The organism is Bradyrhizobium sp. STM 3561, from assembly GCF_045571455.1.
Lineage (GTDB): Bacteria > Pseudomonadota > Alphaproteobacteria > Rhizobiales > Xanthobacteraceae > Bradyrhizobium > Bradyrhizobium vignae.
Genome location: NZ_CP120695.1, coordinates 3938098 through 3963640, shown reverse-complemented (window position 1 = coordinate 3963640; position 25543 = coordinate 3938098). Strand labels below are relative to the sequence as shown.

Genomic DNA, 25543 nt, shown 5'->3' with positions numbered 1-25543 from the left:
TTGATGGCCTTGCGCTCGTTGAAAGGCGACGCCCTTTAACTTTTTCAATTGCTGATCGTTGCTATTTGTTTCCAAGCTGAAATAGATGCTGCGTCTTCGCGTATCATTTTTTCAGATTTGCTTCCCGTGCCGATCGATTTTGCATTCCAGGCGATGGCCGAACGGTCCGATCGCGCGCCGGCGCCCTGGCGCCGGCCCTTCCTGCGCTGGCTCGACGCCGTCGAGGCTGGCTGGGCCGTGCCGCTTCTCATCGCCTGCTTTGTCGTGGTCTGGACCCTCTATCTCGCTATCGCCTATGCCGGCGGGGGCCTTCATCCCGATACGCTCGAAGCCTGGACGCTGGGCCGCAATTTCGCTTTCGGCTATCACAAGCATCCGCCGTTGATGGGGTGGGTGACGGCGGCGTGGACCTCGGTGTTTCCGCTCAGCGACTGGTCGTTGCAATTGATGGCGATGGCCAATGCCGGGCTCGCGCTGTTCTTCGTCGATCTGATCTCGCGGCAGTTCGTGACCGGACACAAGCGGATCCTGGTGCTCCTGCTCCTGATGCTGACGCCGGCCTACCAATTTCATGCCCAGCGCTTCAATGCCAATTCGGTGCTGCTGGCGATCTGGCCGCTGGCGACCTGGTGCTTTCTGCGCGCGTTCGAGACGCGCGCTTGGCCGTGGGCTATCGCGGCGGGATGCACGACCGCGCTGGCGATGGTCGGCAAATATTATTCGATCTTTCTCGTCGTGAGCTTCGCGTTTGCCGCGCTGGCGCACCCGGCGCGGCGCGCCTATTTCAGCTCCGCTTCGCCATGGATCTCGGTCGTCGTCGGGCTCGCGGCGCTGTCGCCCCACCTCTACTGGCTCGCGACCACGGGCGCGTCGACCTTCACCTACGCACTGGCGCATGCCAACGGCAACGTCTCGAGCTCACTCGGCGAGGCGAGAAACTTTGTGCTGGGGTTGGCCGCCGCGATGAGCCTATCGGCCTTGCTCTGGGTGCTGATCGCGGGAACGCGCTTGAAGCAGTTTCCGGCCGACTTCGCGGCCATGAGCCCGGGCTTGCGGTTACTGTTCTACGTCACGATCGGTACGATCGTGCTGCCGGTGCTGACGTCGCTTGTGTGGGGCACCGATCTGCCGTCGCTGTGGGCCTTGCAGGGGCTATTCCTGTTCGCCGTTCTCGTGGTCTGCGGCACGAGCTATCCGATCGAGCGTTTCCACACCGTGAACCTCACGGTGATCGTTGCCGGCGCTGCGCTTGCCGCCGTCCTGATCGCGGCGCCGATCCATGCCATCTATCGCAACAAGCACGGCTATGAAGAGGGACGGAACTTTTACGCGCAGGCGGCCGGCGAGTTGGCGCGCGAGTGGCGCGAGCAGACCGGTGAGCCGCTGAGTGCGGTCAGCGGCGACGACGCGCTTGCCTTCGCGACGGCGTTCTACAGTCCCGACCATCCGCATTACGCGCGGCCGTTCGAGTACCAATACACTTGGGGTCTGCCGCACCAGACGACGCTGGACCGCGGCTGGGCCGCACTCTGTTTTCGCGGGCAGGAATATTGTAGCCGCTGGATGGAATGGGTGTCCGCCCGCGGTGGACATTTCGTCAGGCGCGAGTTCACCGTGCGCGCTTCCCTGTGGGGCCAGCCTGGTTTGTCTCGGGACGTGATCGTGCTGATGGCGCTGCCGCAGGGAAGCCCGGTGCCGGCCAGCGCTGCGGATGATTTCAGCGCCAGCCGGCGGGGCACCGAATAGGCGGCGTGCTCAGCAGTGGCTGTCGCGCACCTGCTCGAGCCCCTCGCTCGCAAGCGGCGTGGTGAACGTGGCCTGCTCAGCGCGCGGTTCGGAACGTTCCGTCTTCTGCCGTTCTACCTCGCCGCGCTCTTCGCGGTGTTCCAGTTCCATTGCAGCATCCTCTGGCATTGCTGCAGGACAACATCGAGGCCGCCGCGTGGTTCCTCAGCCGACGGGACGATGATGCGGCCTGAACAATCGGCCCTTCTCGACCACCAGCACGATCGCGAGCGCAGCGAGGGTCGACAGGAAGAAGCCGACCGAGAAGGGCAGCAGCGTGCCGTCGAAGCTCTGCCCGATCGCCATGCCGACCACGATTCCGATCAGCGTCGTGATCGAGCCGTAAAGCGAGGAGGCGGTGCCGGCGATGTGTCCCTGCGGCTCCATCGCGAGCGCGGTGAAGTTGGCGACCATCATGCCGAACGAGAACATCATCAAAGCGGAGAGCGCCATGAACAAGGCGAGCGGCAGCACGCCGAGGCTTTCCGTCAGCAGCATCACGCCGGCCACCACGGCGTAGAGCGTCAGCGCCCCGTGCGAGATCACGCGCATGCCGAGCCGCCCGACCAGCCTCGCATTGAGAAAGCCGGCGATGGCAGTGCCGGCGGCGATCGCCGCGAAAGCGAGCGGGAAGTAGTGGCCGAGATGATAGATGCCGGTGAAGACCTGCTGGGCGCAGAAGACGTAAGCGAACAGTGCGCCGATCACGCTTCCGGCCGCCGTCGCATAGCCGATCGTCTGGCGATGGGTCACGGTCTGGCGGAAGGCTGCGAGCACGTCGGCGGGCGCCAGCGACCTGCGCTCGGACTCGGGAAGGGTTTCAGGCAGCCGCAGCACGCACCATGCGAGCGCGAGCAGGCCGTAGAGCATCAGCACCACGAAGATGCCGCGCCAAGCCGTCACCAGCAGCACCGCCTGTCCGAACGAGGGGGCGACCACGGGCACCGCGATGAACACCATCATCGCGAGCGACATCACGCTCGCCATGCGGCGGCCGACATAGCAGTCGCGCACCATCGAGGTCGCGATCACGCGCGTCGCCGAGGTGCCGAGCCCCTGCAGCGCACGCGCCAACAGCAGCGTCTCGAACGAGGGCGCCGCGACCGCCAGCACGCTCGCCACCGCATAGACCGCCATGCCGCCGAGCAGCACCGGCCGGCGTCCGAAACGGTCCGACAGGGGACCCATGACGAACTGGCCGGCGCCGAAGCCGATCAGGAAAGTCGACAGCACCAACTGGAGATGGTTCGCGACGGGAATCTTGAAGGCGGCGCCGATATTGGGCAGCGCCGGCAGCATCATGTCCATCGCGAGCGGATTGAGCGCCATGATGGACGCGATCACGATGACGAATTCTGGAAAACCCATCGGGCGGTGTCCGGAGGACACCCAATCGTCGGCATTGACGTCAGACAAGAAACTCACCCCTGCAATCGAGCGACTTATCTAGCGCTGATGCTGCGTCGCACAACCCATGTTTCGGGATGGCTGGCAGGCGGGGCAGGGGCGGTCAAAAAACCGGTGAGGGAGCGTGCAAGGATGATGGTTTTCGCTCGTGCCTCAGGCCGGGTTACTCGGCATCGTGAAGGCCTTCGAGCTGGTCCTCTGTCCCGTTCTGACAGTGCTGTATTTCTTGCCGAGGTGGCACCGTCAGCTCTCGTGGTGCGGGCAGCCGGGGTCGAACCGGCACAGCGCTTGCGCACCGAGGGATTTTAAGTCCCTTGCGTCTACCAATTCCGCCATGCCCGCTTGATCCAACGAGATCAAATATTTAAGTCCTTCCCGGCCGTCTGGAATTGGCGCGGTGCATAGCCGAGGGGACGGTTCTTCCTTAAGCGAGCCGGGCGCACAAGGCAAAGCCTCAATCCGGACATCTGTTGCTGCTTTAGGCATTCTCAATCCACGGGGGCTATTCATCCGGCATGGCTGTTTCGTCTTGCTCTTCGCTGCGCGGCTTTTGCGCGCTCATCGCGCTGCTTGCAGCTGGCGTCGCGCTGTCCGGCTGCGCCGGCATGAGCGAGACGATCGCACCAGCCTTTGCCGATCCCGCCAAATACGAATTGTACGATTGCAAGCAGCTCGAGACCGAGCGCAAGAATCTCGCCAATCGCACCGCCGATTTGCAGAGACTGATGGACAAGGCGCAGACCGGGGCCGGCGGGGCCGTCGTGTCCGAGCTCGCTTATCGCAACGACTACGTCGCGGTGCGCGGGCAGGCGCAATTGGCCGAGGACGCCTGGCGCCGCAACAAGTGCCGGGAGACGCCGCCTGAGGCGACACTGCCTGCGACGTCGCCCGCAGCCACCGCCAAGCCGGCATCGAAATCCGGGAAAGCGGCCCGTTGACGCATCGCGCCGGCGGCGCTTCGCATCAAGGCCGCCAGTTGTAGATCCAATCCTGCCGCGCCAACATGCGCTCCGGGCCGAGCGCGCGGATCGCCAGATCGCGTGCGAACGCGAGCGGCCCACTGAAGTGATAGATCCGGCCCTGCTGCCGTGCGGTCCGCTGCACCCGCCGCACGCGGGCCCGGCGCGCAGCTCCATATTGTTTGAGCGCGGCGGTGATGCCCGCGGTGCTCTCGGCGGCCTCGAGGCTCAAAAGCCGCGCCAGCACGGCAGCATCCTCGATCGCCATGCCGGCGCCTTGGGCTGCAAAAGGCAGCATCGCATGCACGGCATCGCCGAGCAGCGCCACCGGACCTTTGCTCCAGGGGCAACCATCGGGTACGCCGAACAGCGCCCATTTCCGCCAGCTGTCGACCGGGGCGAGCATCATCCGCGCCGCCGGCGGCCAGCGTGACGCCGCGAACGCGTCCATCACCTCGCGCGGATCGCCGGGCGTGCCCCAGCCCGGCCGGTTCCAGGTGCCGGGCAGCACCGCGACCACGTTGATCTGGCGTCCGCCTGCGATCGGATAGGCGACCAGATGAGCGTTCGCCCCCATCCAGAGCTGCACCCGGCGTGCGGTATACTCCTTGGGCAGCTGCGTGGCCTCGAGCGTGCCGCGCCAGGCGATCAACCCGGAGAAGCGCGGCTGCACCTCAGGAAACAGATGCTGGCGTACCGTCGACCAGATGCCGTCGGCGCCGATCAGGGCGCTGGCAAGATCGCTGCGGCGGATCGTGCCGCTGCGGTGGACGACGGTCAGTCCCTTGGCGTGGGGCGCGACGTCCTCGAAGACCGCACCCAGCTTCAGGTCGATATCGGGATGATCGGCAACAGCGCCGGCGAGTGCCGATTGCAGGTCGGCACGGTGCACCACCCAGTAGGGGGCGCCGGCCCGCGCGGAGGCTGCTTCACCGAGCGGCATGCGCAGCAGCTCGCCGCCGGCGCGCGCGCTCATGATCGAGACCGCCTCGGGGATCACCGCGCGCAACTTGAGGCGGTCGGTGAGGCCGAGCTCGACCAGCACGCGGCTGGCATTGGGAGAGAGTTGCAGGCCGGCGCCGACTTCCTCGAGGCGCTCGGCCTTTTCCAGCACGACGATGCGGAAGCCGCGGGCGGCGAGCGCAAGCGCGGCCGTCAGGCCACCCATGCCGGCGCCGGCGATGACAATCGTTCGGGAGAGCGCCACCCCAGACCGACGGAGGCGGTCAGGCCACCTTGTCCTTCAGGACGCATTCCGGCGGGCGGGCTTCGCCCGGCTTCAGGTCGGCCGCGAAGCGGTACAGCGTCGAGCAGTAGGGGCAGATGATCTCGTTGTCGTTGCCGAGGTCGAGGAACACGTGCGGATGATCGAACGGAGGATTGGCGCCGACGCACATGAACTCTTGCGAGCCGATCTCGATGACGGGGACACCGGCATCGTTATGGAAGTGCGGGACGACATGGTCGGACATCGTAACTCATCCTGGAGTGGCAATGGCGGCAGACACAATCAACGACTGACGCGGCATCTTTAAGGCGCCGCGGACCATACTGGCGGGTGCAGATGATTGCTAGTCCAGCGGAACCGAAAGCTTGCAATTGCCCCATGCTCGTTTGCTCATGCAAATTCGACACAATCTTGAGGCCAGAGAGAAGCCCTTCTTTCGTCGGGGACGTTGTGTCGCAATTTTGGCACACTATGTCTGGGGACGCGTGCAATTTGTGACGAAAGACGAGTCATCAGGCACGAGCGATCCGAGAGTGTCCAGGCTTTCCGCATGAAGTGGCTGCGAATCAGCACAGCGTTGACCGGTATCGCGGCTTGCAGCTTCATGCTCGCGCAGGTCGCGCCGCACGCCCGTGAGGCAGGCGCGATCCTCTCTGCCCAGGATGATCCGGCCGCGCTCTCGGAGCTGAAGCTCGGTGCACTGCTGAGGCAGAACGACCACCTGGTCCAGGACAATATCGAGGCCGCGCTTGCATCAGGCGATGCCGATCTCGCCGACAGTTTCGTCGCGCTGGCGCGTGACCGCAACATCGCGCTCCCCGACGACCTCCTGAGCCGCGTCGAGGACGCCGTGAAATCGGCGAATTCCACCGCGCATTTCGCCAAGCGCTTCGCCACCGGTCTCGTCACCGGCAACGCGGACGATGTCGCGAGCCTGTCGGGAACGGTGGCCGGCGATCTGTTCGTGATCGGCGACGTCAGGGACGTGGTGCGCGAGGGCAAGCATCTGGCCATGGGCGAGGACACCGACCGCCTCGTGCTCTCCCTTGCCGCGGCCGGCCTTGCGGTGACGGCGGCAACCTACGTGTCCGTCGGCGGTACCGCGCCGGTGCGCGCCGGACTGACGCTGGTGAAGGATGCACGGAAGGTCGGACGGCTCGGCGAGGGGCTCGCCGCATGGGCCGGCCGGTCTGCGCGCGAGGTCGTCGACACGCCGGCGCTCCGGAACGCGGTGGCATCAGGCTCGGTGCTGCGGCCGGGTCAGACCGTGAGCGCGATCAAGGCCGCGTTCCGGGCCGAGAAGGCCGGCGCGTTGGTCCGGCTCGGCAAGGATGTCACGCGCGTCGCCGAAAAGACCGGCACGCGCGGCGCGATGGACACGCTGCGGATCGCCGAAGGACCGAAGGACGTCGCGCGCGCGGCGCGGCTTGCGGAAGCGCAGGGCGGCAAGACCCGCGCGATTCTGAAGCTGCTCGGCCGCGGCGCGCTGCTGCTGATCGGCGGCGCGTTCGATCTGACGCTCTGGCTGCTCGGTGCGGCACTGACGCTGTTCGGTCTTCTCTCCTCCATCAAGGCGACCACCGAGCGCCTGACCCAGGCCTGGTGCGATCGCCGGCGCGCGCGGCGGCTCCGCCGCGCGCAGATCGCAGCCGAAGCCGCGCTGGAACGTGCGGCTCTCGAGGCCTAAAGCGCGACGAAATTGGGGTAAATCGTCGGCGCATTCCGGGCTATTGTTTGAGCATGATCTCTGCGCAAGCGCGGTCCGCGTTTGCCGCGAGGAAAAACCGCTGCACACTTTTCCGGATCGTGCTCTAAGATCGAGCTTTCCCCCTCGAAACCTCCGGAACTGATTGATGCCGAGCTTCCACAACGGCGCCATTGAAATTGCCTATCTCGATGAAGGCGAGGGCGATCCGATCATCCTGGTGCACGGTTTTGCCTCCAGCAAGAACGTGAACTGGGTCTATCCGACCTGGGTTTCGGAGCTGCGCAAGAACGGCCGCCGCGTGATTGCGCTCGATAATCGCGGCCACGGCGAAAGCGCAAAGCTCTACGAGCCCGGGCAGTACTCGATTCCCGCGATGGCCGGCGACGTGCTCGCGCTGATGGACCACCTCGCCATCCCGCAGGCCGACATCATGGGCTATTCGATGGGCGGGCGGATGACGGCGTGGCTCTCCCTCAACGAGCCGCAGCGCCTGCGCTCGGCGATCCTCGGCGGCATCGGCATCGGCGGCCTGATCGAGGGCACCGGACCCGGCGAGAACGTCGCCAAGGCGCTGGAAGCACCCTCGCTCGACGACGTCACCGATCCCGTCGGCCGCACCTTTCGCGCTTTTGCCGATCAGACGCGCTCCGATCGCCGTGCGCTCGCCGCCTGCCTGCGCGGCACGCGCGAGCTCATGACCAGGGACGAGGCCGCGCGCATCGAGGTGCCGGTGCTGATCGCGGTCGGCAGCGCCGACGACGTCGCAGGAAGTGCCAGCGCGCTCGGCGCGATCATCCCTGGTTCGGAAGTGCTCGATATTCCCAATCGCGATCACATGCGTGCGGTCGGCGACAAGGTCTACAAGATCGGCGTGCTCGATTTCCTCTCACGCCGCGGCTGAGGCAATGCTGTCTGAGGCGGTCGGGTTGTCCTGAAATGTCCCATCACAAGGGGCCATCCGCTCGCAAAGGGCCAAAAGCCGACGTTCACTCGCCCTGACTCCTCTCAGGGGAGCGGAGAGACCGCCCGCACAATGCGGTCTCCCGCGGGTCGATCTATTTCGCAGGAGGTTTGTCGTAGAGAGGCTTACCTTTGTCGACGATATGCACCGTGAGAAGCTTCACGGTTTTGTCGCCGACGACCTTGAAAGCTCCGTGGGGCACTTCGCGGACGTTAACGGCAGCTATACCGGTTGGGAACGGCACTTGCTTCCCATCGGGAAGTTCGATCGTGCCGCCCTCTAAGACGTAGAATGACTCCTCTCCGTGGTGAATGTGGAGGGTTGAGACGTCACCCGGTTTGATCTCAGAAATGCTGGTGATGACTTCCATGTTTGTGCCTGAGAGATCAGCGCGCTTCAGCTCCTTACGGAATGGAGAGTCCTGCGCCTTAGCGGGTACGGCCAAAAGAAATGCAAACAGCAGTCCGATTATCATCTTCATCGCAATTCCCCGTTTTCCGATCGGCGGAAATCGCAGATCGCGAAAATTAAGCCCGATCAGCGGCCGCGACTCAAGATTGATTTTCTGTGCGTTGCACCACGTCCGCTCCCTCCCCACTCCCTCAGGGAGGTCGCGCAGAAAATAGGGGATGTCAGCAGCGAGTTACGAGCAAACGTGCAAGAGCGCCTGGAGTTCGCCACGGGCTGTCATTGGACTCTCGTTCTTTGCCGAGGCGGATAGGCTGCTGAACGCCAAGTCAATAGCAATCGCTGCTCGGACGAAACCAAGCGCGATGACTCGTCATCCCAATCTCATCGCGCTTTGACGTCCTCGCCCAGCCGCCGCGCCGCGGCCATCAGCACCACGAACGTCGCCACCCACACCATCCGCGCGCCGTAGCGGTCGTGCGGGCCGGAGATCACGCCGCAGATGAACGCGTTGCCGAGTAGCGCCAGCGTCACCGTCGCCGCCAGCAGCGTCAGATCGTCCAGCCGGCGTTTCGCCAGCGCATCTGCGAGCAGCAGAACCAGCGCCAGCATCGAGGCCAGCGCGACGGGGACATGCAGCCAGTTGACGTCATCGAAGTTGATGTCCCAGTGCTGCTGCCGCGCCGCCCGCATCGGAGCGACCTGCGCGGGGATGTAGCGCTCGATGATGCCGTAGGTGTGCGGGATCCAGCCATTGATGCCTTCGCCGGTCGCCACATGCAGCAATTGCTGGCCCATCGCGCGCAACGCCGCGCCGGCCTGCCAGGCCGGATAATCCGCGAGCGAATGCACGACGATGTAGCCCATCTCCTCGTTGAGCCCATCGAACCGGCCGAGCGTGTTGAACATGCTCTTGCCCCACAGGAACTCGTCGGCGGTCGCCGGGAGCTCGTTGCGATAGGGGCAGAGCTTGTAACGTTCGCGCAGGCAATGGTCGTTGAGATATTGTGCGACGATGCCGTCCTGCATCATGCGGCCGAAGGCGACGCCGTAACCGCCGGGAGTCCAGGCCAGCTTGCCGGACAGTGCGCAATTGGCCGACACCAGCATCAGGCCGCCGGCAACGATGGAGAGGCTCGCCTGCGCTAGTCCGGCAAGCGGCAGGCGTTTGCCCATGAACGGCCGCACCATCAATCCGGCGACGCACAGGCCGAGCAGCACGCCGAGCGTGGCGCTGTGGGTCGCCGCGGCAAAGGAGGTGAAGGCGAACAGCGCGACCTTTTCCCGCGTCGATGTCCTGCCGGCGCCGACGACCAGCAGGAACAGCGACAGGACCGAGAGCCCGGCAAAGATGTCGGTCAGCAGCATGCTCGCAAGCCAGGGCAGCGCGGTCGACAGGATCAGGCCGAGGCTGATCGCGACGAAGCGGAAGGTCTGCATCATCGAGAGGACACGAAGTGTGAGCTGCAGCAGCCACAGCGTCGCCAGGGACTGGACGGCGAGATTGATCCAGAAGCCGAAACCCTCGCCATAATGCAGATAGAGGCCGAACACCGTGGAGCGGCTGGGCACGAGATAGCCCTCATACCAGCGCGCCAGATAGCCGCCGGTATCCCATTGCAACAGCGGATAGCCGTTCCAGACCGCCGGCGCGATCATCAGGAGGGGCAGGGCCACCGTCGCCAGCCGCAGCCAAAACGTATCAGCGGCGCGCGCGCGCAATTGTTCGGTGGTGATGCTCAAATCCGCTCCCGTCCTCGCTCGGACATGACCGCAATAAAGGCTCAGAGAGAATTCACCAATAGTTTGACGCCGCCCCGCTTGAATTTGGCAAAACTCTGACCACTTTGAGCCGACCTTGCACTTCGGGGCGTCAGAAGAAATTGTTGTGTTTCAAAGCCTTGGCGTGCCCCCGTGGGGCGAGGTGCTGTTCACTCTCAGGCAAGCCCGTCAGGACTTTGTCGCCTAGACTGTGCTATACAGCCCGCAAAAGACGCCCATTCGAGAGAGCAAATTCCCATGGCAGTGCATCAGGTCAATCCGGGAGGAAAGCTCGCATCGCTCGATCCGATCTGGGACCGGATCCGGAGCGAAGCGGAGGACATCGTCCGTCGCGAGCCGGAGCTTGCGACCTTCATCTATTCGGCGGTGCTGCATCATGGCCGCCTGGAAGATTCGGTGGTCCACCGCGTCGCCGACCGGCTCGATCACTCCGCACTGTCGGGCGACCTCGTGCGCCAGGCTTATATCGAGGCGCTGCGCGACGACCCTGATATCGGCAACGCCTTCCGCGCCGATCTCGTTGCCGTCTACGACCGCGATCCCGCAACCTCGCGCTTCATCGATCCCTTGCTCTACTTCAAGGGCTTTCACGCCATCCAGACCCATCGCCTTGCGCACTGGCTCTATCTCAAGGGCCGTAAGGATTTCGCATACTACCTTCAGAGCCGATCGTCGGCGGTGTTCCAGACCGACATCAATCCCGCCGCGCGCATCGGCCGCGGCATCTTCCTCGACCACGCCACCGGTTTCGTCTGCGGCGAGACGGCCGTCATCGAAGATGACGTCTCGATCCTGCACGGCGTCACCCTCGGCGGCACCGGCAAGGAGAACGAGGACCGTCATCCCAAGATCCGCCATGGCGTCTTGATCGGCGCCGGCGCGAAGATCCTCGGCAATATCGAGATCGGCCATTGCGCCCGCATCGCTGCCGGCTCGGTCGTGGTCAAGCCGGTGCCGCACAACGTCACGGTTGCAGGAGTGCCCGCCAAGATCGTCGGCGAAGCCGGCTGCGCCGAGCCGTCGCGCACGATGGATCAAATGATCAACGCCATGGGACTTTAATCTCCGCTCGACCGGAACGGGGCCGGTTTTCCGGCCCTTTCCGTCCCAAATTTCTTTGGCAATTCATGCTGGCGGTTCGCCGCGTCTCGTCGTAAACCCCGCCAACCCATTTTCGATTGGAGACTGCCGTGGACGTCAAGGAAGTGAGAAAGCTCGACGCGTATCTGAAGCGCGTATTCGGCAATCCCAAGATTCGCGTCGTGCCGCGGCCGAAGAAGGACGATTCCGCCGAAGTCTATATCGGCGAGGAATTCATCGGCGTGCTGTTCGTCGACGACGAGGACGACGATCGTTCGTTCCAGTTCCAGATGGCGATCCTCGAGGACGATCTCGTCGATCAGGAGTAGTTGTCGCTACGCCGCCGTTGCGGGCGAAGAAACCTTTGCCGTGTGCGGCGCTATCGTGTCCCGGACGCGCTGCAACGCCCATGAGCGCGCTTGATCTCTTCAAAGAGGCGAATGTCGCGATCGATGCGCTGCCTAGTTCGCGCACGTGTCTGTTAGAGCCAACCCCGGCGGCTTCAGGAAGCGCATGATGGCATCATGCTCCCGTTTTGCCCGACGGATCAAGTCTTGTTCGAAAAATACGAAGTCGTGCCAGGCACTTGGCTACTATGCATGGGGTTGTTTTCGAACTTTTTGTTTTGGAAGGCCCCCGCTCAGCCCCGTGGCCCGCGCAACTGCGCCGTCAGCCTGTCCATCGCCTCCGCCACGTCGCGCCATTGCGACAGCCAGCTGCGGGGAAAGCGGAAGGTGAGGTCGGCGCCGCCGACGCGGCGCTCCGAGAGGCACATGCCCGGGGTGGCCGCATCGCGGGTACAGCGCGCCGTCAGCGCGGGGCTTGCAGCGGAATAGAGGTCCTCGCTGCCGTAGGGCGTGTCGGTGCGGAACATCCGCATCGTCAGGCCGTCCACAGGCATCGCCGCGGCCTGGTCGAGATAGCGCGGATAGATCGTTGCGGTTCGCTGCTCGGGCGAGAGCGCCTCGTGATGGGCCGCGATCGACAGGAAGATGCGGTCGATCGATTGCACCGCCGCTTCCGCCGTGTCGGCAGTGACGTGCCTGGGCGCGCCGGGCGGCTCCAGCGAGGGGTAGAGGAAGTCGAGATCGATGCGTTCCTGCGGCCCCGAGTGCCGCTGGATCTTCATGCGGATCGCGGTCACCGGCAGGTTGAACAGCGTGCCGCCGACGCTCACCGGCAGCTTGTCCGGGGCGTCCGCGCCCCGGCTGCCCCAGGTCGGCCACAACAGGTAGGCGACGAGCGCGACCGCGCATGCCGCGGCAGTGCCGGCGAGCGCGACGGGGACGACATGCGCCCGGGGGCGCGTGCGGGGGGACCTGAGGGGAGCTACCGAGAACACCGTCATGAATCGCGCAAGTCGAGCCGGAGGTCGGCCGATGGCCGACGAATCAGCGCCGAATATGCCACGCGACGGCGAGTTCGCGCAGCGTTCGCGGCTGCGGGAAGCGGGGACGGCTCTGCGCGGACCGGCCGGTCGCGTTAACCTTCCCTTAAGGATAATGTAGCGTTAACCGGCACTTTTTGTCACAGGATGGCACCTCGCGTTGCGTAAGGGCGGACCGTTCCGATGACACCTGAAGCTCTCAACACTTTCTTCTCGATCTGCATCGGTTTTGCGCTCGCGGGCGCGCTCGTGAACGGATACCAGGCGCTCGCGCAGCGGCCCGCCGGCTTCGGCCTGTTGCAGGACGGTGTGGCGCCGAAAACCTTTGCGGCGGTTCCGTTCCTGGTGTTCGCCGCGCCCTTCATCATCATGCGCAACACGCTGCGCGGCATGCGCGTGGAAAGCCGCCGCGTCGAATTCGTGATGATGGCGACCCTCATCGCCGGGTTCTGGAGCATGATGAGCGGCACCTTCTTTCTGATGACGCTGCGCGCGGCCGGCCTCCTGGTCTGATGCCCGCGTCTTGATCGCGGCCGGCCCTTTGCGTCCAGGCTGCCGTTTGGCTATGCCAGTGGTCAACGCGACAGGAGACCTCCATGGCGATCTACGAGCTCGATGGGCAGGCGCCCGACCTTCCCGCCGACGGCAATTATTTCATCGCCGAGACCGCCACCGTGATCGGCCGGGTGCGCCTGAAGCCGGGCGCGAGCGTCTGGTTCGGCGCGGTGCTGCGCGGCGACAATGAGTGGATCGAGATCGGCGAGGGCGCCAACGTGCAGGACGGCTCGACCTGCCACACCGATCTCGGCTTTCCGCTTGTCATCGGCAGGAACTGCACGGTCGGCCACAACGTCATCCTGCACGGCTGCACCATCGAGGAGGGCGCGCTGATCGGCATGGGCTCGATCGTGATGAACGGGGCAAGGATCGGCCGCAACAGCATCGTCGGCGCCGGCTCCGTCATCACCGAGGGCAAGGAGTTCCCCGAGCGCTCGCTGATCATCGGCTCGCCGGCGCGCGTGATCCGCACGCTCGACGACGCTCAGGTGCAGAAGATGGGAAGTGCGGCGAGGTTTTACGTCGCCAACGGTCCGCGCTTCAAGCAAGGCTTGAAGCGGATCGGCTGAGAACGTGCCGGCGCGGCCCGCCTCCAGGCAGGGCTCGGTACGGTAAAAATACCGGCGCGTCCTTTAATCGTGAAGCAGTTCGCGGATCAAGAGCGAGGTGCCGCATCTGCACCGTCACGACGAGACCGGACATCTTGCGCTCGCCAAAGGGATCGCGGTCGGTCATCGTGATTTGCCTCCCTCGCTTTCAAGCTGTGACGGCATTTGTTCCGGAACAGGTCTTGATCGCGGCCGTTGACCGGCAAAGGAGCATTTGCAATGGCCAGACCGTCCGCAACCGGCTCAATCAAGACCACGATCATGATCCTCGCACTCGCGGCGGTGCCGGCCGTCTCATTGGCGCAAGCGACCGGCGGCTCTGCCGGATCGAGCGGAGGCTCGGTGGGAACGACCGGAGGTTCGATGGGATCGACCGGAGGCGTTGGCAACTCGCCCGCTCCGCCGCCCGGGACCAACAGCCTGGGTACGGCTCAATCATCCGGTCCGGGATCCGGAGTCACCACCGGCGCCGGCACAGGTGGGGAGACTGATGCCACCGTCAACGCCGAGAACCGGCGGCTCGACAAGAAAATGAACAGCATCTGCCGCGGCTGCTGAATGCTCGCGCGGAAGTGAGACAGTGTGGCTGTCCGGAATGCCTGGGTGACGTTAGCTTGATCCTGCTTTGAAGCGCGTATCCGCGCGGAGGATCGAGTAATGTTACGCAAGATGGTGACGGCGGCGCTGACCGCCGCGGCAGTCGGGCTGTCAGCGCCGCAAGTGGCCGAGGCGCGGGGCGGTTTCGGGCATGGTGGAGGCTTCCATGGCGGTGGTTTCCATGGTGGGGGCGGTTGGGGGCACCGGCATTGGCATGGCGGCGGCTTCTGGCCAGGGTTCGCGATCGGGGCGGGTTTCGTCGGTGCCGGCTACTACGGGAGCTATTACGGCTACGGCTACCCCTACTACGGTGATCCCTACTATTATGGCGCCGGCTACGACGACGGTTATGGCGGCTGCTATGTCGCACGGAAGCGTGTCATGAGGCCATCGGGATGGCGGTACCGTCGGGTCGACGTCTGCGAGTGAGGCGGTACGCCTGCTAAAGAACAAGGCCGTTGACGCAGTATACCGTCAACGACCTTGCCAGCCCCGGATATTGAAATCGGCTCACGCCATCCGGTAACCGCGAGCATCGCGCGGAATCATACGAGCGAATGTGATCCAGTTCACAAGTGGCGAAAATAAAGTTCCCGTCGCGCCCTGATCAGGTCAGCCGCGCGAGTTCTTGCGTGCGCTGGCGTGGACGCGGGATCGGGTAGGTTTCCTGCGGGTAACCGATGGCGTTTCGACCTCGGTCGACCGTGCACTGGCAAAGGACTGCCGCAGGCCGTCAATGGATTCGTTCAGGCTTGCGACCTGCTCGGACAGGCGCTTGGTGTCGGCCTGTTGCGCCGCCATCAGCCGCTTCATCGTCTGGAGCTGGTCCTGCACCACCTGAAGCTGGTCGATTGATTCCTGCTGGGTTGCTTCGAGCCCTTTGGTTTTCTCAACCAGCTGCTCGGATGCCTGGACCGTGCGGGCCTGGAGCTGTCGCGATGCCACCACCCGGTCGGTCTCGGGGGCGGCGCCGGTATAGGCACGCCAGATCCCGATTGAAGTCACCCCCGCGATCAGGAGCAACAGGGCTGCAGCGGTCAGCGCGATGGGCTGGGCGCCAAGACGAAGGAGGGGGTTGGACGGTGTGTCCTGGGCGAGATCGATCATCGCTGACAAAACCCAACAGAAACTTGGCGAGTGGCGAAGACCGGCAACTCAGAGGGGTCACCGGGGGCGTCCCGAAAACGCTACGTTTCGGCAAGGAATGGGACCAAAAAGAGGCTGAGAGCCAAAAAACCAGTGATCAGCGGGCCTTGCGGGCTCCAGGGCACCGTAAGGCGCAGGATCAAGGCTGAAACTGCGAAAAGGGCCCGGAATAGCTCTTCGCGCGCGGCGCTGCGTAGGGGCCGAGGCGGGATGTCTTCAGTCCCAGCCGCACCAGTGATTCCGCCAACGTCACCGCGGCAGCGACGCCGTCGACGACAGGTAGGCCGTGTGTTTCGGCGAGCTCGCTGGCGAGATCGGCCATGCCGGCGCAGCCGAGCACGATGGCTTCCGCGCGGTCGTCGCGGATCGCAGCCGTGATCTCCGCAGAGATCTTGCCGAGCGCATCGGTGTTGCGCTGCTCGAGCGCCAGCACCGGCACCTCGGCGGCGCGGACCCGGGCGCAGCGATCAGAAAGGCCGTATTTCCTTAAGTTATGCTCGATCGGCACGATGGAGACGCCGAGCGTCGTCACGACGGCAAAACGCGCGGCGATCAGGCTCGCGATGTGGAAACCGGCTTCACCAATGCCGATCACCGGTGCCTTCGCCACCGCACGCGCCGCATCTAAGCCGGTGTCGTCGAAACAGGCGATGATGTGCGCCTCCGCGCCATCGCGGTCGGCCTCGCGGATACAGCCGAGCATGCCGGGAACAGCGAAGGCCTCATCGTAAAACCCCTCGATCGAGACTGGGCCCATCGTCGGCTGACGCGCGTCGATCACGGTGCCGGGGAGGGCAACGCTGCGCGCCGCAGCGGCGATCTTCGCGGTCATCGACGCGGTGGTGTTGGGATTGACGACGTGCAGTCGCATCGTGATCAGACAAGTCCCTCGTCAGACGAGCCCTTTGCCGGCGTCCGAACCCTTGGCCGCCTGCCGCTTGTTGAGCATGTGGATGGTGCCGAGCGCAAGCGTGATCACCGCGAATGACACTGCCGAGATCACGGTGCCGAGCGCGTAGATGTCGGGGTTGGTCACCGTAGTGGTGAGGCCCTGCAGATCCAGCGGCAATGTATTGACCGCGCCGATCGCCTGGCTGGAGCGCGCGAGCTCGTCCCAGGACAGCGTGAAGCCGAACAGGCCGATGCCGATCACCGAGGGCAGGATGATCGGCAGCACGACGTGTCGGAAGGTCTGCCACGGCGTCGCCCCGAGATCGCGCGCGGCTTCCTCTAGGCGCGGATCGAATCGGTTGAAGATCGCAAACATGATCAGCAGGCCGAACGGCAGCGTCCAGGTCAGATGTGCGCCCAGCCCCGAGGTGAGCAGGCCCATCGAGGTCTCGAAATTCTCGTTCCAATGCGCCTTGATCAGATCGTCGATGATGCGGAATTCGAGCGAGATGCCGAGCGAGGTGATGATCGAGGGCACGATGAGGCTCGCAATCGCCGAATAGAACAGGATGCTCTGTGCCTTGAATTTTCTGCGGAAAGCCATGCCGGCCGCGACCGACAGCACGACGGTGACGATCATCACGATCACCCCAAGCAGCAGCGAGCGGCGGAAGGCTGCACCGAGATCGACGATGCCGGTGCCCTGGAACAGTTTTGCGATCCAGAAGGTCGACACGCCGTTCATCGGGAAGGTGAGGCCGCCTTGCGGTCCCTGGAACGACAGCACGTAGATCGCGATCATTGGCCCATAGAGAAACAGCACATAGGCCGCGAAGAAGATCGCGAGCACGTAGAAAGAGCGCGGACGTCCTTCCTTCATGCGTTAGAGCTCCTTCTTGATGTCGACGATGCGCGACATCATGGTGATGATCAGGAAGGTGATCGCGAGCAGGATCACGGCGTTGGCCGCGGCGGCGGGAAATTGCAGCGCATTCACCCGCGTCTCGATGATCTTGCCGGCCGCCGCGATCTGCTGGCCGCCCATCACGCCGATGGTGATGAAGTCGCCCATCACGATGGTGATGACGAAGATCGAGCCGATCACGATGCCGGGCTTCGCCAGCGGGATGATGACGTTGACGAGGGTCTGGAAGCCGGTGGCGCCGGCGTCATAGGCCGCCTCGATCAGAGACTTGTCGATGCGCACCATCGAGTTGAAGATCGGCACCACCATGAAGAAGGTGAAGAGGTGCACCAGCGCCAGCACCACGGAGAATTCGGAGAACAGGAGCCATTCCAAGGGATGGTTGATCAGTCCCATCTTCATCAGGCCGGAGTTCACGAGGCCGTTGCGTCCGAGCAACGGGATCCAGGCGATCATGCGGATCACGTTGGAGGTCCAGAACGGGATCGTGCAGAGCAGCGACAAGCCCATCTGCCAGGTCTTGGACTTGACGTGGAAGGCGAGGAAGTAGGCGACCCAGAAGCCGAGGAAGAGGGTGATGGCCCAGACCATGAAGCAGAGCTTCAGCGTCATCACATAGGTCTTGCCGATCGTGCAGAGGTCGGGAAGCTGCGCGATGCAGCCCTCGAACGTATCGGTGTAGCCGCGGCCGGAGAAAGCCGGCAGCAGCTGATATTCGTTGTAGTCCCAGAACGAGACGATGACGACGAAGACGAGCGGAATGAGGAAGAAGGCGAGAAACACCAGCATCATCGGCCCGGCCTGGAGCCAGGAGATGAATGACGGCGACAGGCGCGTCGGCTTTGCGGCGCGCGCTGTGCCCGACCCCGGGAGCAAGCCCGGGGTAGCCTCTTGCAGGACTTCTTCCGACATGTCCATTACGCCGCGATGAACTCGTTCCACTTGCGGACCATGTAGTCGTTCTCGTCCATCACGGCGTTCCAGCAGGCGACCGCACCCATGCGGTCTTCGTAGGAGCCGCCGTCGCGCACCGCGCCGGCCTTTTCCAAGAGCGAGCCGTCGGGCGCCTTGATGTCCTTCTCGGCCGGCTTGCCTTCCATCCAGTACGCCCACTCGTAGGGCTCCATGTGTGCCTTCGCGGTGGAGAGCACTGCGGAGTAATAGCCCTGGCGGTTGAGATAGGCGCCGGCATAGCCGGACAGGAACCAGTTGACGAACTCGTAGGCCCAGTCGAGCTTCGCGCCCGACACGCCCTTGGAGACGCAGAAGCCGGAGGCCCAGGAGCGGTAGCCTTCCTTGAGCGGCTGGAAGGTGCAGGGGATGCCCATCGAGCGGACCTTAGTGACGGCCGGCGACCACATCGACTGGATGACGGTTTCGCCCGAAGCCATCAGGTTGACGCTCTCATTGAAGTCCTTCCAGAAGGCGCGGAACTGGCCGGCTTTCTTGGCGTCGGTCATCACCTTCATGGTGAGATCGATCTCCTCCTTGGTCATGTTGCCCTTGTCGGCATATTTGTACTTGCCGGAGGCTTCCACGACCATGGCGGCATCCATGATGCCGATCGAGGGGATATTGAGGATCGAGGCCTTGCCTTTGAATTCGGGATTGAGCAGCTCGGACCAGGAGCTGATCGGCCGCTTGATCAGGTCGGGGCGGATGCCGAGCGTGTCGGCGTTGTAGACGGTCGGGATCAGCGTCACGAATTCGGTCGCCGACGTCGCGAACTTCTTGGAGTCCTTGCCTTCCAGATAGAGCACCTTCCAGGGTGCCGTGCCCTGGCCGCCGATCTTCTTGCCGCCGGGCGTCTCGCCTTTGGTGAAGACGGGCGTGATGTTGTCGAACTCCTTGATCTTCTTGGCGTCGAGCGCGAGGATGTTGCCCGACGGCACCAGCTTCTTCAGCGAGAAATATTCGGTGTCCAGCACGTCGAAGGAGTTCGGCTGGGTCATCACGCGCTTGGTGACGTCGTCGGTGGTCGCGGTGATGTATTCGATCTTGATGCCGGTGTCCTTCAGGCACTGCTTGGAGATGTCGTCGCCCTCGTTCACGGCGGTGCCGAGATAGCGCAGCACCTTCGCGTCGGCCGATTTCACGTAGGGAAAGCCGGTGATCGCACCGGAGCCGGCGGCAAGGCCCGCGAGACCCGCGGTGCCCTTGAGTAGCGTGCGGCGGCTGACGCCGGTCGTCCTGGTGGTCTCGCTCATGTCAGTCACTCCTCTGTTGCGCATTCCAGTGATCGATCGGCGCTATTGCAGGCGTTGCGCCTTGGCGGGATCCCAGGTGGCCAGCACGCGATCGCCCGGACGGAACGGGTGGACGTCGAAGGTGGCCTCGGGAACATGGGAGAACAGGGCGGTGCCGTCGTCGAGCGTGAGCGAGACGGCGATATAGGAGCCCTGGTACTCGGTCTGCGTCAGCAGCGCCGGCGCACCGAAGGCGCCGTCGGCCAACGGCACGATGCCGAGCTGATCGGCGCGCACGGCGATGAGATTGCCGGCGTCGCTGATCACGTTGTGGCCGCCGATGAAGCGCGCCACGAATTCGGTGCGGGGATGGTGGAAGATCTCGCGCGCCGTGCCCTGCTGCTCGATCCGGCCGTGATTCATCACAACGATGTGGTCGGCGAGCGCCATCGCCTCTTCCTGGCCGTGGGTGACCTGGATGAAGCTGATCCCGAGCTCGCGCTGCAGCCGCTTCAGCTCGCCGCGCATCTTCACCCGCAGGAAAGGATCGAGCGCCGACAGCGGCTCGTCGAGCAACAGGATCTGCGGCTCGGTGATCAGCGCGCGGGCGAGGGCGACGCGCTGCTGCTGACCGCCGGAGAGCTGCGCCGGCAGACGGCCCGCATATTGGCTCATCGCGACCAGCTCGAGCAATTCACCGGCGCGCTTGTGCCGCGTCGGCTTGTCGATGCCGCGCATCTTCAAAGCGAATGCGACGTTGTCGAGCACGGAGAGGTGCGGAAACAGCGCATAGGACTGGAACATCATCGCGGTGCCGCGCTTGGCGGGCTCGAGGTCGGTGACGTTCTGCGCGCCCAGGATGATGTCGCCCGCGCTGACCGCCTCGTGGCCGGCGATCATGCGCAGGGTCGAGGTCTTGCCGCAGCCGGAGGGGCCGAGCAGGCAGCAATAGGTGCCGGCCGGAATCTTCAGATTGACGTTATCGACCGCCAGCGTGGTGTCGTAGCGCTTGGTGACGGCGACCAGTTCGAGAGCGGCGGGAGTGGCCATGGCGTGTCCGAGGAGGGGCGATGCGTCTCGCCTCTCTCCGCAAGGTCCGTGCCAACAGCCCGCGGCTGTGCGAATTTCCAAAACTGTGCAGCGGAGTCAGATCGTTAGGTCAGTTCCGGCCCCCGGTTGGCTGGCCACCACCTGCGCAGTCATCTGCACACAAAACGGGCGAAGATTGTATAAAGTTTCGCCTGTGATTGGATACAGCTCGTCGACTAACATTCGAGGCCGAACGCCTGTCGATCGAGCTCCCGCCCCCCATGGCCGCCAAGACCCGCCAAAAACCCGATGCGCCAGATGCGAGCGATCGCGTCAGCCGTATCCGGGAGGGCGTGACCGCGGCGATCCTCGAACATCGCCTGCTGCCCGGCACCAAGCTCGGTGAGGACGAGATCGGCGAGATCTACGGCGCGAGCCGTACGCTGGTGCGCACCGCGCTGCAGCAGCTCGCACATGAGGGCATCGTCAACATCGAGAAGAACCGCGGCGCCTTCGTCGCGCGGCCGACGCCCGCCGATGCCCGCGAAGTGTTCGAGGCGCGCCGCCTGATCGAGCCTACCATCGTGGACCGCGCGATCGATGCCGTTTCGCCGGCCTGGCTCGATCGCCTCGGCCAGCATCTTGCCGAGGAGCGCGAAGCGGAATTGCGCGGCGATGCGCGCGCCTCGGTGCGGCTCTCCGGCGAGTTTCATCGTCTCGTCGCCGAGATGAGCGGCCACGGCATCTATCTCGGCTTTCTGAAGGAGCTGATCGCGCGCTCCTCGCTCATCATCCTGCTCTACCGCCGCCACGACACGCCGGCCTGCGGCACCGATCATCACGCGGGAATCGTCGCCGCGATCCGCAAGCGCGACAAGGCGCGCGCGGGGGCCTTGATGCTGTCGCACCTGAACGAGATCGAGGCGGAGCTGTTCCTGAAGGATCCCGCCGCCGACGAGCTGCGGCTGGCGGATGTGCTCGGCGCCTGACCGGTACCGCGCGGGGTTGCGGTCGCGCCCGCGACGCCGCATCAGCGGCTGAGTTCGCTTTCAGCGGCGAGCTGCCCGTCAGGCGTGATTTCGTATTCGCCGTCGTGCTTGGTCATCCATCCTGACCTGACCATCTCTCGTGCAAGCTGTATGGAGCAGATCGGATGATTGCCTCCCGGATGATACAGCCTGTCATTGCGGACGAGCAGGTGCCCGTACAACTGAGCCTGACGCAGCGCCCTGCGCATTCCGGGTGATGGAGTTTTCATGCGGTTTCATGCGCGAGCACGATGAAGGTTCCTAATCGATGAGGTGAGCACGGTCACGTTCCGCTCGCCGGCCGGCGACAGGAACCCTGATCGTACCACATCGTTTGTTCTTCCGAGGAGAACTGCCATGAACGTACGGGACGAGCACACCCGATCGCCTTGGATGGATATCTCGGTCGCAGACGCGCCGGCGCTATCCGGGACCGTGGGAGCGGACGTCGCCGTTGTCGGCTCCGGAATTTCCGGATTATCGGTCGCCTATGAGCTTGCCAGCCACGGACGTTCGGTCGTGGTGCTGGACCGCGGCGGCATCGGCAGCGGGATGACGGCGCGTACCACCGCACACCTGGCGACGGCGCTCGACGACGGTTACGACGAGTTGTTGAGGGTGCGAGGCCCCGACTGTGCCCGCCACTACTATCAGAGCGTCGTGACCGCGATCGATCGCGCCGAGGCCATTCAGCGCATCGAGCACATCGATTGCGATTTTCAACGCGTGGACGGTTACTGGGTGCAGGCGCCCGAAACGCCAGCATCCGAGCTGGACGAGGAATTGGATTGCTGTCTCAGGCTGGGGATTCCCGTCGAAAATTACGTCGAGCCGACCCCGTTCCATGCCAACGGCCAGATGCGTTCGCTGCGTTTTCCGCGCCAGGCGCGCCTGCATCCCACCAAATATCTCGCTGGTCTCGCGAGCGCACTGGAGCGCCGGGGCGCCAGGCTCTACGCCGACACCTGTGTCGAGAGCATCCGTCAACGCCAAGGCGACATGGTCGTGACGACCGCCTCAGGCCACGAGGTCCACGCCGCCGACGTGGTGGTCGCGACGAACTCGCCCGTCAATGTGCAGGTCGCGATCCACACCAAGCAGGCGCCTTACCGCACCTATGCGCTCGCCGCGAAGATCGCGGCCGGAGCGCTGGAGGACGCGCTCTATTGGGATACGCTCGATCCCTATCACTATGTCCGACTCCAGCCGTTCTCCACCGACGAGCATCTCGTGATCATCGGCGGCGAAGACCATAAGTCGGGCGAAGCGAACGACGGCGCACAACGCCTTGATGCGCTCGAACGCTGGGGGCGCGAGCGATTGCCGGACCTGCGCGAGGTCACTCATCGGTGGTCCGGCCAGGTGCTGGAGCCGATCGATTTCGCCGGCTTCATCGGCCGCAGTCCCGGCGAAGAGCATCTCTACGTCGTCAGCGGCGATTCAGGGCAGGGGATCACGAACGGGCTCGTTGCCGGCTTGTTGGTGACGGATCTGATCACGATTGGCGCGAGCCCGTGGGAAGAGGTCTACGCTCCGACGCGGAAGATCCACAAGAACATCGGCGAGTTCATCAGCGAGAACATCACGCCGCTGAAGAATTTCGCGGAATATCTCACCGCGAGTGAGATCGCGAGCGTCGAACATTTGCGGCCGGGCGAGGGGCGCCTCGTCCGCAGCGGCCTGAAGAAGATCGCTGCGTGCCGCGACCGGAACGGGCAATTGCACTTGCATTCGGCAAGCTGCACCCATCTCGGCTGCGTCGTGCACTGGAATTCACTCGAACAGTGTTGGGATTGCCCGTGTCACGGATCGCAGTTTGCGCCCGACGGCACCGCGCTCAACGGCCCCGCAGTGTCGCCGCTGGGCGAGGCCGACAAGCCCGCCAATCTTGAAGCCGCAGAGTGAGTGGTCATCCCCCCGAAAAAGTTGCGGCCAGCCATTGGGGGATGGCTGGCCGCGCGCGAACCGGTCTGGGACGGGGAGGGGTGGGGATGTGACCGGGCCGCGTAACTCGTTGTCTCGTTCCTACTGATCCTTCGCGCTGGCGGTGGAGACCGCCGGCTTGGTATCGCCCAGCGAGACCCACACGTTGGGATCGCTCTGCGACTGGCGCTTGACGAAGCGGTAGCCGGTCTCCGTCCAGGCGACGACGTTCTCGTTCTGGTTGTCGAGAATGAACTCGCCCTTGTCGGTCTTCACCGTCAGCACCGCGTGGCCTTCGCCCTTCTTATCGCGCACCACGGTGATGAGCAGGGCCTGGCGCGGCCATCCGGCATCCATCAGCATCTTGCGCTTCAACAGCACGTAGTCTTCACAGTCGCCGTAGCCGTCGGTCGGCAGCGACCACCTCTCGATCACGCCCCAGTGCTCCTGGTCGGTCAAAGGCTTGATGGTCTCGTTGACCCAGCGATTGACCTTGACGAGGTCGCGCCACGCGGCCTGTGACATCACAATGTCGCGCGGCTGCATCGGCGCACCCTGGCACTGGGCAGCATTGTCCGCGCAGAACTCGACCCAGCCGATCGGTGCACGCGTGGTGTCGCCGAGGCTCGCGTAGAGCAGACGGCCTTCGCCGGCCTGCGCTGCCGCGCTGATCCCGAAGAGCATGGCGACAATCGCCAGCCTCTTCCCCTGTCCCTTGAAGTCAAACATTGCGGCCCCCGTTTCTTGTTGGGACCACGTTTGGCACGGAGCTTTTGAGTTGCCGCTAAGTCAACCAAGTCAAGTCGAGACGAATGCAAGTAAAAGGCGCGGCGAATTCGATCTATACTTGAATCGAATTCAAATAAAATTCGATATGACTGCAATTGATTCAAATTTTATCCATTAACGGGGAAACGCCGGCGGAAGCGTTGTTTGCGGGCATCTACAACCCACGCGTTAACCGCGGGGCGGCTTGCCGCAAGACATGAAAAAGGCGGCGTCCGCATCGCGGAGGCCGCCTTCGAGCCTGGAAATGCCGAAGTTTTCGCGTCCTTGCGTTTTACCGCGCGGTAACGCTCTCTTCGAGTGTCTCGGCCGGCTGCTCGTGCATGAACTCCAGCGCAAAGCCGTCTTCGAGGTTTCGGACCACGCGGCCCTGGACCCGGCCGAGCAGAACCGTCGATTTCAGCGGCGGCCGGTTCTCCGCGGCGATGGCCGCGCCCGACAGCGAGAGGTCGATGATGCGGCAGGTCATCTTGGTGCCGTCCTCGAGCGTCAGCACCGCGATCGGGTTGCGCGGCACGATACGCTCGTGACGGCGATCCTCAGGCAGATTGAGGATGTCGCGGTTGGCGAGCCAGGTCAGCTGGGCCGCGAGCTTGTCGCGCTTACGCGGCGTCGCCCCGATCGTCATGGCAAAGCCGTTGTCGATGATGCGGGTGATCTTGCCCTCGACGCGGCCGATATGGTCGAGATAGGCAACCACGCGGTCGCCGACATTGCCGATGCCGGGGGCGAGCAAAGCAAGGCCGCCCGGCGACATGTTGATCACCTGGCAGGGGAATTCCCGGCGGTCCGGCAGCATGTAGCGGCCGAGCAGGTGCACCTTCACCCGCTGGAAGCGCCTGCGCTCCTCGGTGGCAGGAAGAAATTTTTTGTTCGCCAACGCCATTTCCAACACCCGACCCCCCGCCCGGGCGGAGTCCGGCACGACCCTAAAGTGCATAGGGTTAATGCCGCGTTAGGATCGGGCGCGGCGGTAACGGACAGACACAATGCGCTCGAAAAGCCACAGCAAGGGCGGGCAGGCCAATACAGTCGCACCCAGCACGCGGGCGGCCCCGCTCATGATCGGGCCGGCCGGATCGCCGTCGATCAGGCCGATCAGCGCCATAGCCTGGATGGACCGAAAGCGAAATCCGGGGCCGCTGTCTCCGCATTACGCTG

29 protein-coding genes and 1 tRNA gene are annotated in these 25543 nt (G+C 64.2%); 12 read left to right on the top strand and 18 right to left on the bottom strand.

Translation table 11 applies throughout. From position 1 onward, the window contains the following. Nucleotides 1–153 precede the first annotated feature (153 nt). Entirely contained in the window at nucleotides 154–1746 is a 1593-nt protein-coding gene (locus P6U28_RS18930; protein WP_407123082.1) for a glycosyltransferase family 39 protein, read from the top strand. A gap of 9 nt (nucleotides 1747–1755) precedes the next feature. Here the strand turns inward: P6U28_RS18930 and P6U28_RS18925 are convergent, their stop codons facing one another. From P6U28_RS18925 to P6U28_RS18915, 3 genes are all read right to left on the bottom strand, one after another. Then, complete coding sequence (locus P6U28_RS18925; RefSeq protein ID WP_164937207.1) at nucleotides 1756–1896, bottom strand: hypothetical protein; 141 nt, start codon at nucleotides 1894–1896, stop codon at nucleotides 1756–1758. 54 nt (nucleotides 1897–1950) lie between these two features. Beyond that, the gene (locus P6U28_RS18920) at nucleotides 1951–3201 is read right to left on the bottom strand and encodes a multidrug effflux MFS transporter (protein WP_407122970.1); all 1251 of its coding nucleotides are present in this window, start codon (nucleotides 3199–3201) and stop codon (nucleotides 1951–1953) included. A gap of 244 nt (nucleotides 3202–3445) precedes the next feature. After that, nucleotides 3446–3534: transfer RNA gene (locus P6U28_RS18915), tRNA-Leu, on the bottom strand. Nucleotides 3535–3707: 173 nt separating this feature from the next. Here P6U28_RS18915 and P6U28_RS18910 point away from each other — a divergent pair. Beyond that, the gene (locus P6U28_RS18910; RefSeq protein WP_129145787.1) at nucleotides 3708–4130 is read left to right on the top strand and encodes a twin-arginine translocation pathway signal; all 423 of its coding nucleotides are present in this window, start codon (nucleotides 3708–3710) and stop codon (nucleotides 4128–4130) included. 25 nt (nucleotides 4131–4155) lie between these two features. Here P6U28_RS18910 and P6U28_RS18905 read toward each other — a convergent pair whose 3' ends face one another. Continuing rightward, complete coding sequence (locus P6U28_RS18905) at nucleotides 4156–5358, bottom strand: FAD-dependent monooxygenase (RefSeq protein WP_407122969.1); 1203 nt, start codon at nucleotides 5356–5358, stop codon at nucleotides 4156–4158. Between the two features lie 19 nt (nucleotides 5359–5377). Next, entirely contained in the window at nucleotides 5378–5623 is a 246-nt protein-coding gene (locus tag P6U28_RS18900; protein ID WP_008562814.1) for a zinc-finger domain-containing protein, read from the bottom strand. Nucleotides 5624–5929: 306 nt separating this feature from the next. On the opposite strand from P6U28_RS18900, the gene P6U28_RS18895 reads away from it, so the two are divergent. Both P6U28_RS18895 and P6U28_RS18890 read left to right on the top strand, forming a co-directional pair. After that, a complete protein-coding gene (locus tag P6U28_RS18895) occupies nucleotides 5930–7066 on the top strand; it encodes a hypothetical protein (RefSeq protein ID WP_407122968.1) in 1137 nt (378 codons plus the stop codon). A 166-nt stretch (nucleotides 7067–7232) separates the two neighbouring features. Further along, entirely contained in the window at nucleotides 7233–7988 is a 756-nt protein-coding gene (locus P6U28_RS18890) for an alpha/beta fold hydrolase (protein WP_407122967.1), read from the top strand. 154 nt (nucleotides 7989–8142) lie between these two features. Here the strand turns inward: P6U28_RS18890 and P6U28_RS18885 are convergent, their stop codons facing one another. Next, on the bottom strand, nucleotides 8143–8529 hold the full coding sequence (locus P6U28_RS18885) for a cupin domain-containing protein (protein ID WP_122402589.1): 387 nt from the start codon (nucleotides 8527–8529) through the stop codon (nucleotides 8143–8145). Nucleotides 8530–8840: 311 nt separating this feature from the next. Then, nucleotides 8841–10199, bottom strand: a complete 1359-nt coding sequence (locus P6U28_RS18880; RefSeq protein WP_407122966.1) for a hypothetical protein — start codon at nucleotides 10197–10199, stop codon at nucleotides 8841–8843. A gap of 276 nt (nucleotides 10200–10475) precedes the next feature. On the opposite strand from P6U28_RS18880, the gene cysE reads away from it, so the two are divergent. Further along, nucleotides 10476–11300, top strand: coding sequence for a serine O-acetyltransferase (gene cysE, locus P6U28_RS18875; protein ID WP_122402590.1), 825 nt, complete (start codon nucleotides 10476–10478; stop codon nucleotides 11298–11300). 128 nt (nucleotides 11301–11428) lie between these two features. Then, nucleotides 11429–11647 (top strand): DUF3126 family protein, encoded by a 219-nt coding sequence (locus tag P6U28_RS18870; protein WP_007602550.1) that lies wholly within the window; start codon nucleotides 11429–11431, stop codon nucleotides 11645–11647. Nucleotides 11648–11958: 311 nt separating this feature from the next. Here the strand turns inward: P6U28_RS18870 and P6U28_RS18865 are convergent, their stop codons facing one another. Next, complete coding sequence (locus tag P6U28_RS18865) at nucleotides 11959–12666, bottom strand: hypothetical protein (protein ID WP_407122965.1); 708 nt, start codon at nucleotides 12664–12666, stop codon at nucleotides 11959–11961. A 222-nt stretch (nucleotides 12667–12888) separates the two neighbouring features. Between P6U28_RS18865 and P6U28_RS18860 the strand changes: the two genes are divergently transcribed. The 4 genes from P6U28_RS18860 to P6U28_RS18845 all read left to right on the top strand — a co-directional run bounded on the left by P6U28_RS18860 (nucleotide 12889) and on the right by P6U28_RS18845 (nucleotide 14897). Beyond that, nucleotides 12889–13218 carry a DUF6949 family protein gene (locus tag P6U28_RS18860; protein ID WP_027576733.1) on the top strand — a complete coding sequence of 110 codons (330 nt, stop codon included), beginning with the start codon at nucleotides 12889–12891 and terminating at the stop codon, nucleotides 13216–13218. A gap of 83 nt (nucleotides 13219–13301) precedes the next feature. Next, a complete protein-coding gene (locus tag P6U28_RS18855; RefSeq protein WP_122402592.1) occupies nucleotides 13302–13832 on the top strand; it encodes a gamma carbonic anhydrase family protein in 531 nt (176 codons plus the stop codon). A 258-nt stretch (nucleotides 13833–14090) separates the two neighbouring features. Then, entirely contained in the window at nucleotides 14091–14429 is a 339-nt protein-coding gene (locus P6U28_RS18850) for a hypothetical protein (protein ID WP_122402593.1), read from the top strand. A gap of 99 nt (nucleotides 14430–14528) precedes the next feature. Continuing rightward, a complete protein-coding gene (locus tag P6U28_RS18845) occupies nucleotides 14529–14897 on the top strand; it encodes a hypothetical protein (RefSeq protein ID WP_407122964.1) in 369 nt (122 codons plus the stop codon). A gap of 183 nt (nucleotides 14898–15080) precedes the next feature. Here the strand turns inward: P6U28_RS18845 and P6U28_RS18840 are convergent, their stop codons facing one another. From P6U28_RS18840 to P6U28_RS18815, 6 genes are all read right to left on the bottom strand, one after another. Then, complete coding sequence (locus P6U28_RS18840; protein WP_407122963.1) at nucleotides 15081–15575, bottom strand: hypothetical protein; 495 nt, start codon at nucleotides 15573–15575, stop codon at nucleotides 15081–15083. A 178-nt stretch (nucleotides 15576–15753) separates the two neighbouring features. After that, nucleotides 15754–16485: an aspartate/glutamate racemase family protein gene (locus P6U28_RS18835; protein ID WP_407122962.1), complete on the bottom strand. Its 732-nt coding sequence runs from the start codon at nucleotides 16483–16485 to the stop codon at nucleotides 15754–15756. Between the two features lie 21 nt (nucleotides 16486–16506). Next, nucleotides 16507–17385 (bottom strand): ABC transporter permease, encoded by an 879-nt coding sequence (locus tag P6U28_RS18830; protein ID WP_122402597.1) that lies wholly within the window; start codon nucleotides 17383–17385, stop codon nucleotides 16507–16509. Between the two features lie 3 nt (nucleotides 17386–17388). Then, nucleotides 17389–18348, bottom strand: a complete 960-nt coding sequence (locus P6U28_RS18825; protein ID WP_407122961.1) for an ABC transporter permease — start codon at nucleotides 18346–18348, stop codon at nucleotides 17389–17391. Beyond that, a complete protein-coding gene (locus tag P6U28_RS18820; protein ID WP_407122960.1) occupies nucleotides 18348–19637 on the bottom strand; it encodes a PotD/PotF family extracellular solute-binding protein in 1290 nt (429 codons plus the stop codon). Before P6U28_RS18820 ends, P6U28_RS18825 begins: the two co-directional genes overlap by 1 nt. A 42-nt stretch (nucleotides 19638–19679) precedes the next feature. Continuing rightward, entirely contained in the window at nucleotides 19680–20666 is a 987-nt protein-coding gene (locus tag P6U28_RS18815; protein WP_129145778.1) for an ABC transporter ATP-binding protein, read from the bottom strand. A gap of 260 nt (nucleotides 20667–20926) precedes the next feature. On the opposite strand from P6U28_RS18815, the gene P6U28_RS18810 reads away from it, so the two are divergent. Next, nucleotides 20927–21634 carry a GntR family transcriptional regulator gene (locus P6U28_RS18810; protein WP_129145777.1) on the top strand — a complete coding sequence of 236 codons (708 nt, stop codon included), beginning with the start codon at nucleotides 20927–20929 and terminating at the stop codon, nucleotides 21632–21634. 41 nt (nucleotides 21635–21675) lie between these two features. On the opposite strand, the gene P6U28_RS18805 is transcribed toward P6U28_RS18810, so the two are convergent. After that, complete coding sequence (locus tag P6U28_RS18805) at nucleotides 21676–21903, bottom strand: hypothetical protein (protein WP_122402602.1); 228 nt, start codon at nucleotides 21901–21903, stop codon at nucleotides 21676–21678. A 127-nt stretch (nucleotides 21904–22030) separates the two neighbouring features. On the opposite strand from P6U28_RS18805, the gene P6U28_RS18800 reads away from it, so the two are divergent. After that, complete coding sequence (locus P6U28_RS18800; RefSeq protein ID WP_245163232.1) at nucleotides 22031–23578, top strand: FAD-dependent oxidoreductase; 1548 nt, start codon at nucleotides 22031–22033, stop codon at nucleotides 23576–23578. Between the two features lie 120 nt (nucleotides 23579–23698). On the opposite strand, the gene P6U28_RS18795 is transcribed toward P6U28_RS18800, so the two are convergent. From P6U28_RS18795 to P6U28_RS18785, 3 genes are all read right to left on the bottom strand, one after another. After that, nucleotides 23699–24325 carry a transglutaminase-like cysteine peptidase gene (locus P6U28_RS18795; RefSeq protein WP_122402604.1) on the bottom strand — a complete coding sequence of 209 codons (627 nt, stop codon included), beginning with the start codon at nucleotides 24323–24325 and terminating at the stop codon, nucleotides 23699–23701. A gap of 331 nt (nucleotides 24326–24656) precedes the next feature. Next, entirely contained in the window at nucleotides 24657–25268 is a 612-nt protein-coding gene (locus tag P6U28_RS18790; RefSeq protein WP_407122959.1) for a PilZ domain-containing protein, read from the bottom strand. 69 nt (nucleotides 25269–25337) lie between these two features. Next, nucleotides 25338–25490 (bottom strand): hypothetical protein, encoded by a 153-nt coding sequence (locus P6U28_RS18785; RefSeq protein ID WP_244607963.1) that lies wholly within the window; start codon nucleotides 25488–25490, stop codon nucleotides 25338–25340. Nucleotides 25491–25543: the final 53 nt, after the last annotated feature.

What these genes read in the sequence shown, in the direction of transcription:
- P6U28_RS18930 (WP_407123082.1), top strand. Translation starts at nt 154, where the DNA reads ATGGCCGAACGGTCCGATCGCGCGCCGGCGCCCTGGCGCCGGCCCTTC.
- P6U28_RS18925 (WP_164937207.1), bottom strand. Translation starts at nt 1,896, where the DNA reads ATGGAACTGGAACACCGCGAAGAGCGCGGCGAGGTAGAACGGCAGAAG.
- P6U28_RS18910 (WP_129145787.1), top strand. Translation starts at nt 3,708, where the DNA reads ATGGCTGTTTCGTCTTGCTCTTCGCTGCGCGGCTTTTGCGCGCTCATC.
- P6U28_RS18900 (WP_008562814.1), bottom strand. Translation starts at nt 5,623, where the DNA reads ATGTCCGACCATGTCGTCCCGCACTTCCATAACGATGCCGGTGTCCCC.
- P6U28_RS18895 (WP_407122968.1), top strand. Translation starts at nt 5,930, where the DNA reads ATGAAGTGGCTGCGAATCAGCACAGCGTTGACCGGTATCGCGGCTTGC.
- P6U28_RS18890 (WP_407122967.1), top strand. Translation starts at nt 7,233, where the DNA reads ATGCCGAGCTTCCACAACGGCGCCATTGAAATTGCCTATCTCGATGAA.
- P6U28_RS18885 (WP_122402589.1), bottom strand. Translation starts at nt 8,529, where the DNA reads ATGAAGATGATAATCGGACTGCTGTTTGCATTTCTTTTGGCCGTACCC.
- cysE (WP_122402590.1), top strand. Translation starts at nt 10,476, where the DNA reads ATGGCAGTGCATCAGGTCAATCCGGGAGGAAAGCTCGCATCGCTCGAT.
- P6U28_RS18865 (WP_407122965.1), bottom strand. Translation starts at nt 12,666, where the DNA reads ATGACGGTGTTCTCGGTAGCTCCCCTCAGGTCCCCCCGCACGCGCCCC.
- P6U28_RS18860 (WP_027576733.1), top strand. Translation starts at nt 12,889, where the DNA reads ATGACACCTGAAGCTCTCAACACTTTCTTCTCGATCTGCATCGGTTTT.
- P6U28_RS18855 (WP_122402592.1), top strand. Translation starts at nt 13,302, where the DNA reads ATGGCGATCTACGAGCTCGATGGGCAGGCGCCCGACCTTCCCGCCGAC.
- P6U28_RS18850 (WP_122402593.1), top strand. Translation starts at nt 14,091, where the DNA reads ATGGCCAGACCGTCCGCAACCGGCTCAATCAAGACCACGATCATGATC.
- P6U28_RS18845 (WP_407122964.1), top strand. Translation starts at nt 14,529, where the DNA reads ATGTTACGCAAGATGGTGACGGCGGCGCTGACCGCCGCGGCAGTCGGG.
- P6U28_RS18840 (WP_407122963.1), bottom strand. Translation starts at nt 15,575, where the DNA reads ATGATCGATCTCGCCCAGGACACACCGTCCAACCCCCTCCTTCGTCTT.
- P6U28_RS18835 (WP_407122962.1), bottom strand. Translation starts at nt 16,485, where the DNA reads ATGCGACTGCACGTCGTCAATCCCAACACCACCGCGTCGATGACCGCG.
- P6U28_RS18830 (WP_122402597.1), bottom strand. Translation starts at nt 17,385, where the DNA reads ATGAAGGAAGGACGTCCGCGCTCTTTCTACGTGCTCGCGATCTTCTTC.
- P6U28_RS18825 (WP_407122961.1), bottom strand. Translation starts at nt 18,348, where the DNA reads ATGGACATGTCGGAAGAAGTCCTGCAAGAGGCTACCCCGGGCTTGCTC.
- P6U28_RS18820 (WP_407122960.1), bottom strand. Translation starts at nt 19,637, where the DNA reads ATGAGCGAGACCACCAGGACGACCGGCGTCAGCCGCCGCACGCTACTC.
- P6U28_RS18815 (WP_129145778.1), bottom strand. Translation starts at nt 20,666, where the DNA reads ATGGCCACTCCCGCCGCTCTCGAACTGGTCGCCGTCACCAAGCGCTAC.
- P6U28_RS18810 (WP_129145777.1), top strand. Translation starts at nt 20,927, where the DNA reads ATGGCCGCCAAGACCCGCCAAAAACCCGATGCGCCAGATGCGAGCGAT.
- P6U28_RS18805 (WP_122402602.1), bottom strand. Translation starts at nt 21,903, where the DNA reads ATGAAAACTCCATCACCCGGAATGCGCAGGGCGCTGCGTCAGGCTCAG.
- P6U28_RS18800 (WP_245163232.1), top strand. Translation starts at nt 22,031, where the DNA reads ATGAACGTACGGGACGAGCACACCCGATCGCCTTGGATGGATATCTCG.
- P6U28_RS18795 (WP_122402604.1), bottom strand. Translation starts at nt 24,325, where the DNA reads ATGTTTGACTTCAAGGGACAGGGGAAGAGGCTGGCGATTGTCGCCATG.
- P6U28_RS18790 (WP_407122959.1), bottom strand. Translation starts at nt 25,268, where the DNA reads ATGGCGTTGGCGAACAAAAAATTTCTTCCTGCCACCGAGGAGCGCAGG.
- P6U28_RS18785 (WP_244607963.1), bottom strand. Translation starts at nt 25,490, where the DNA reads ATGGCGCTGATCGGCCTGATCGACGGCGATCCGGCCGGCCCGATCATG.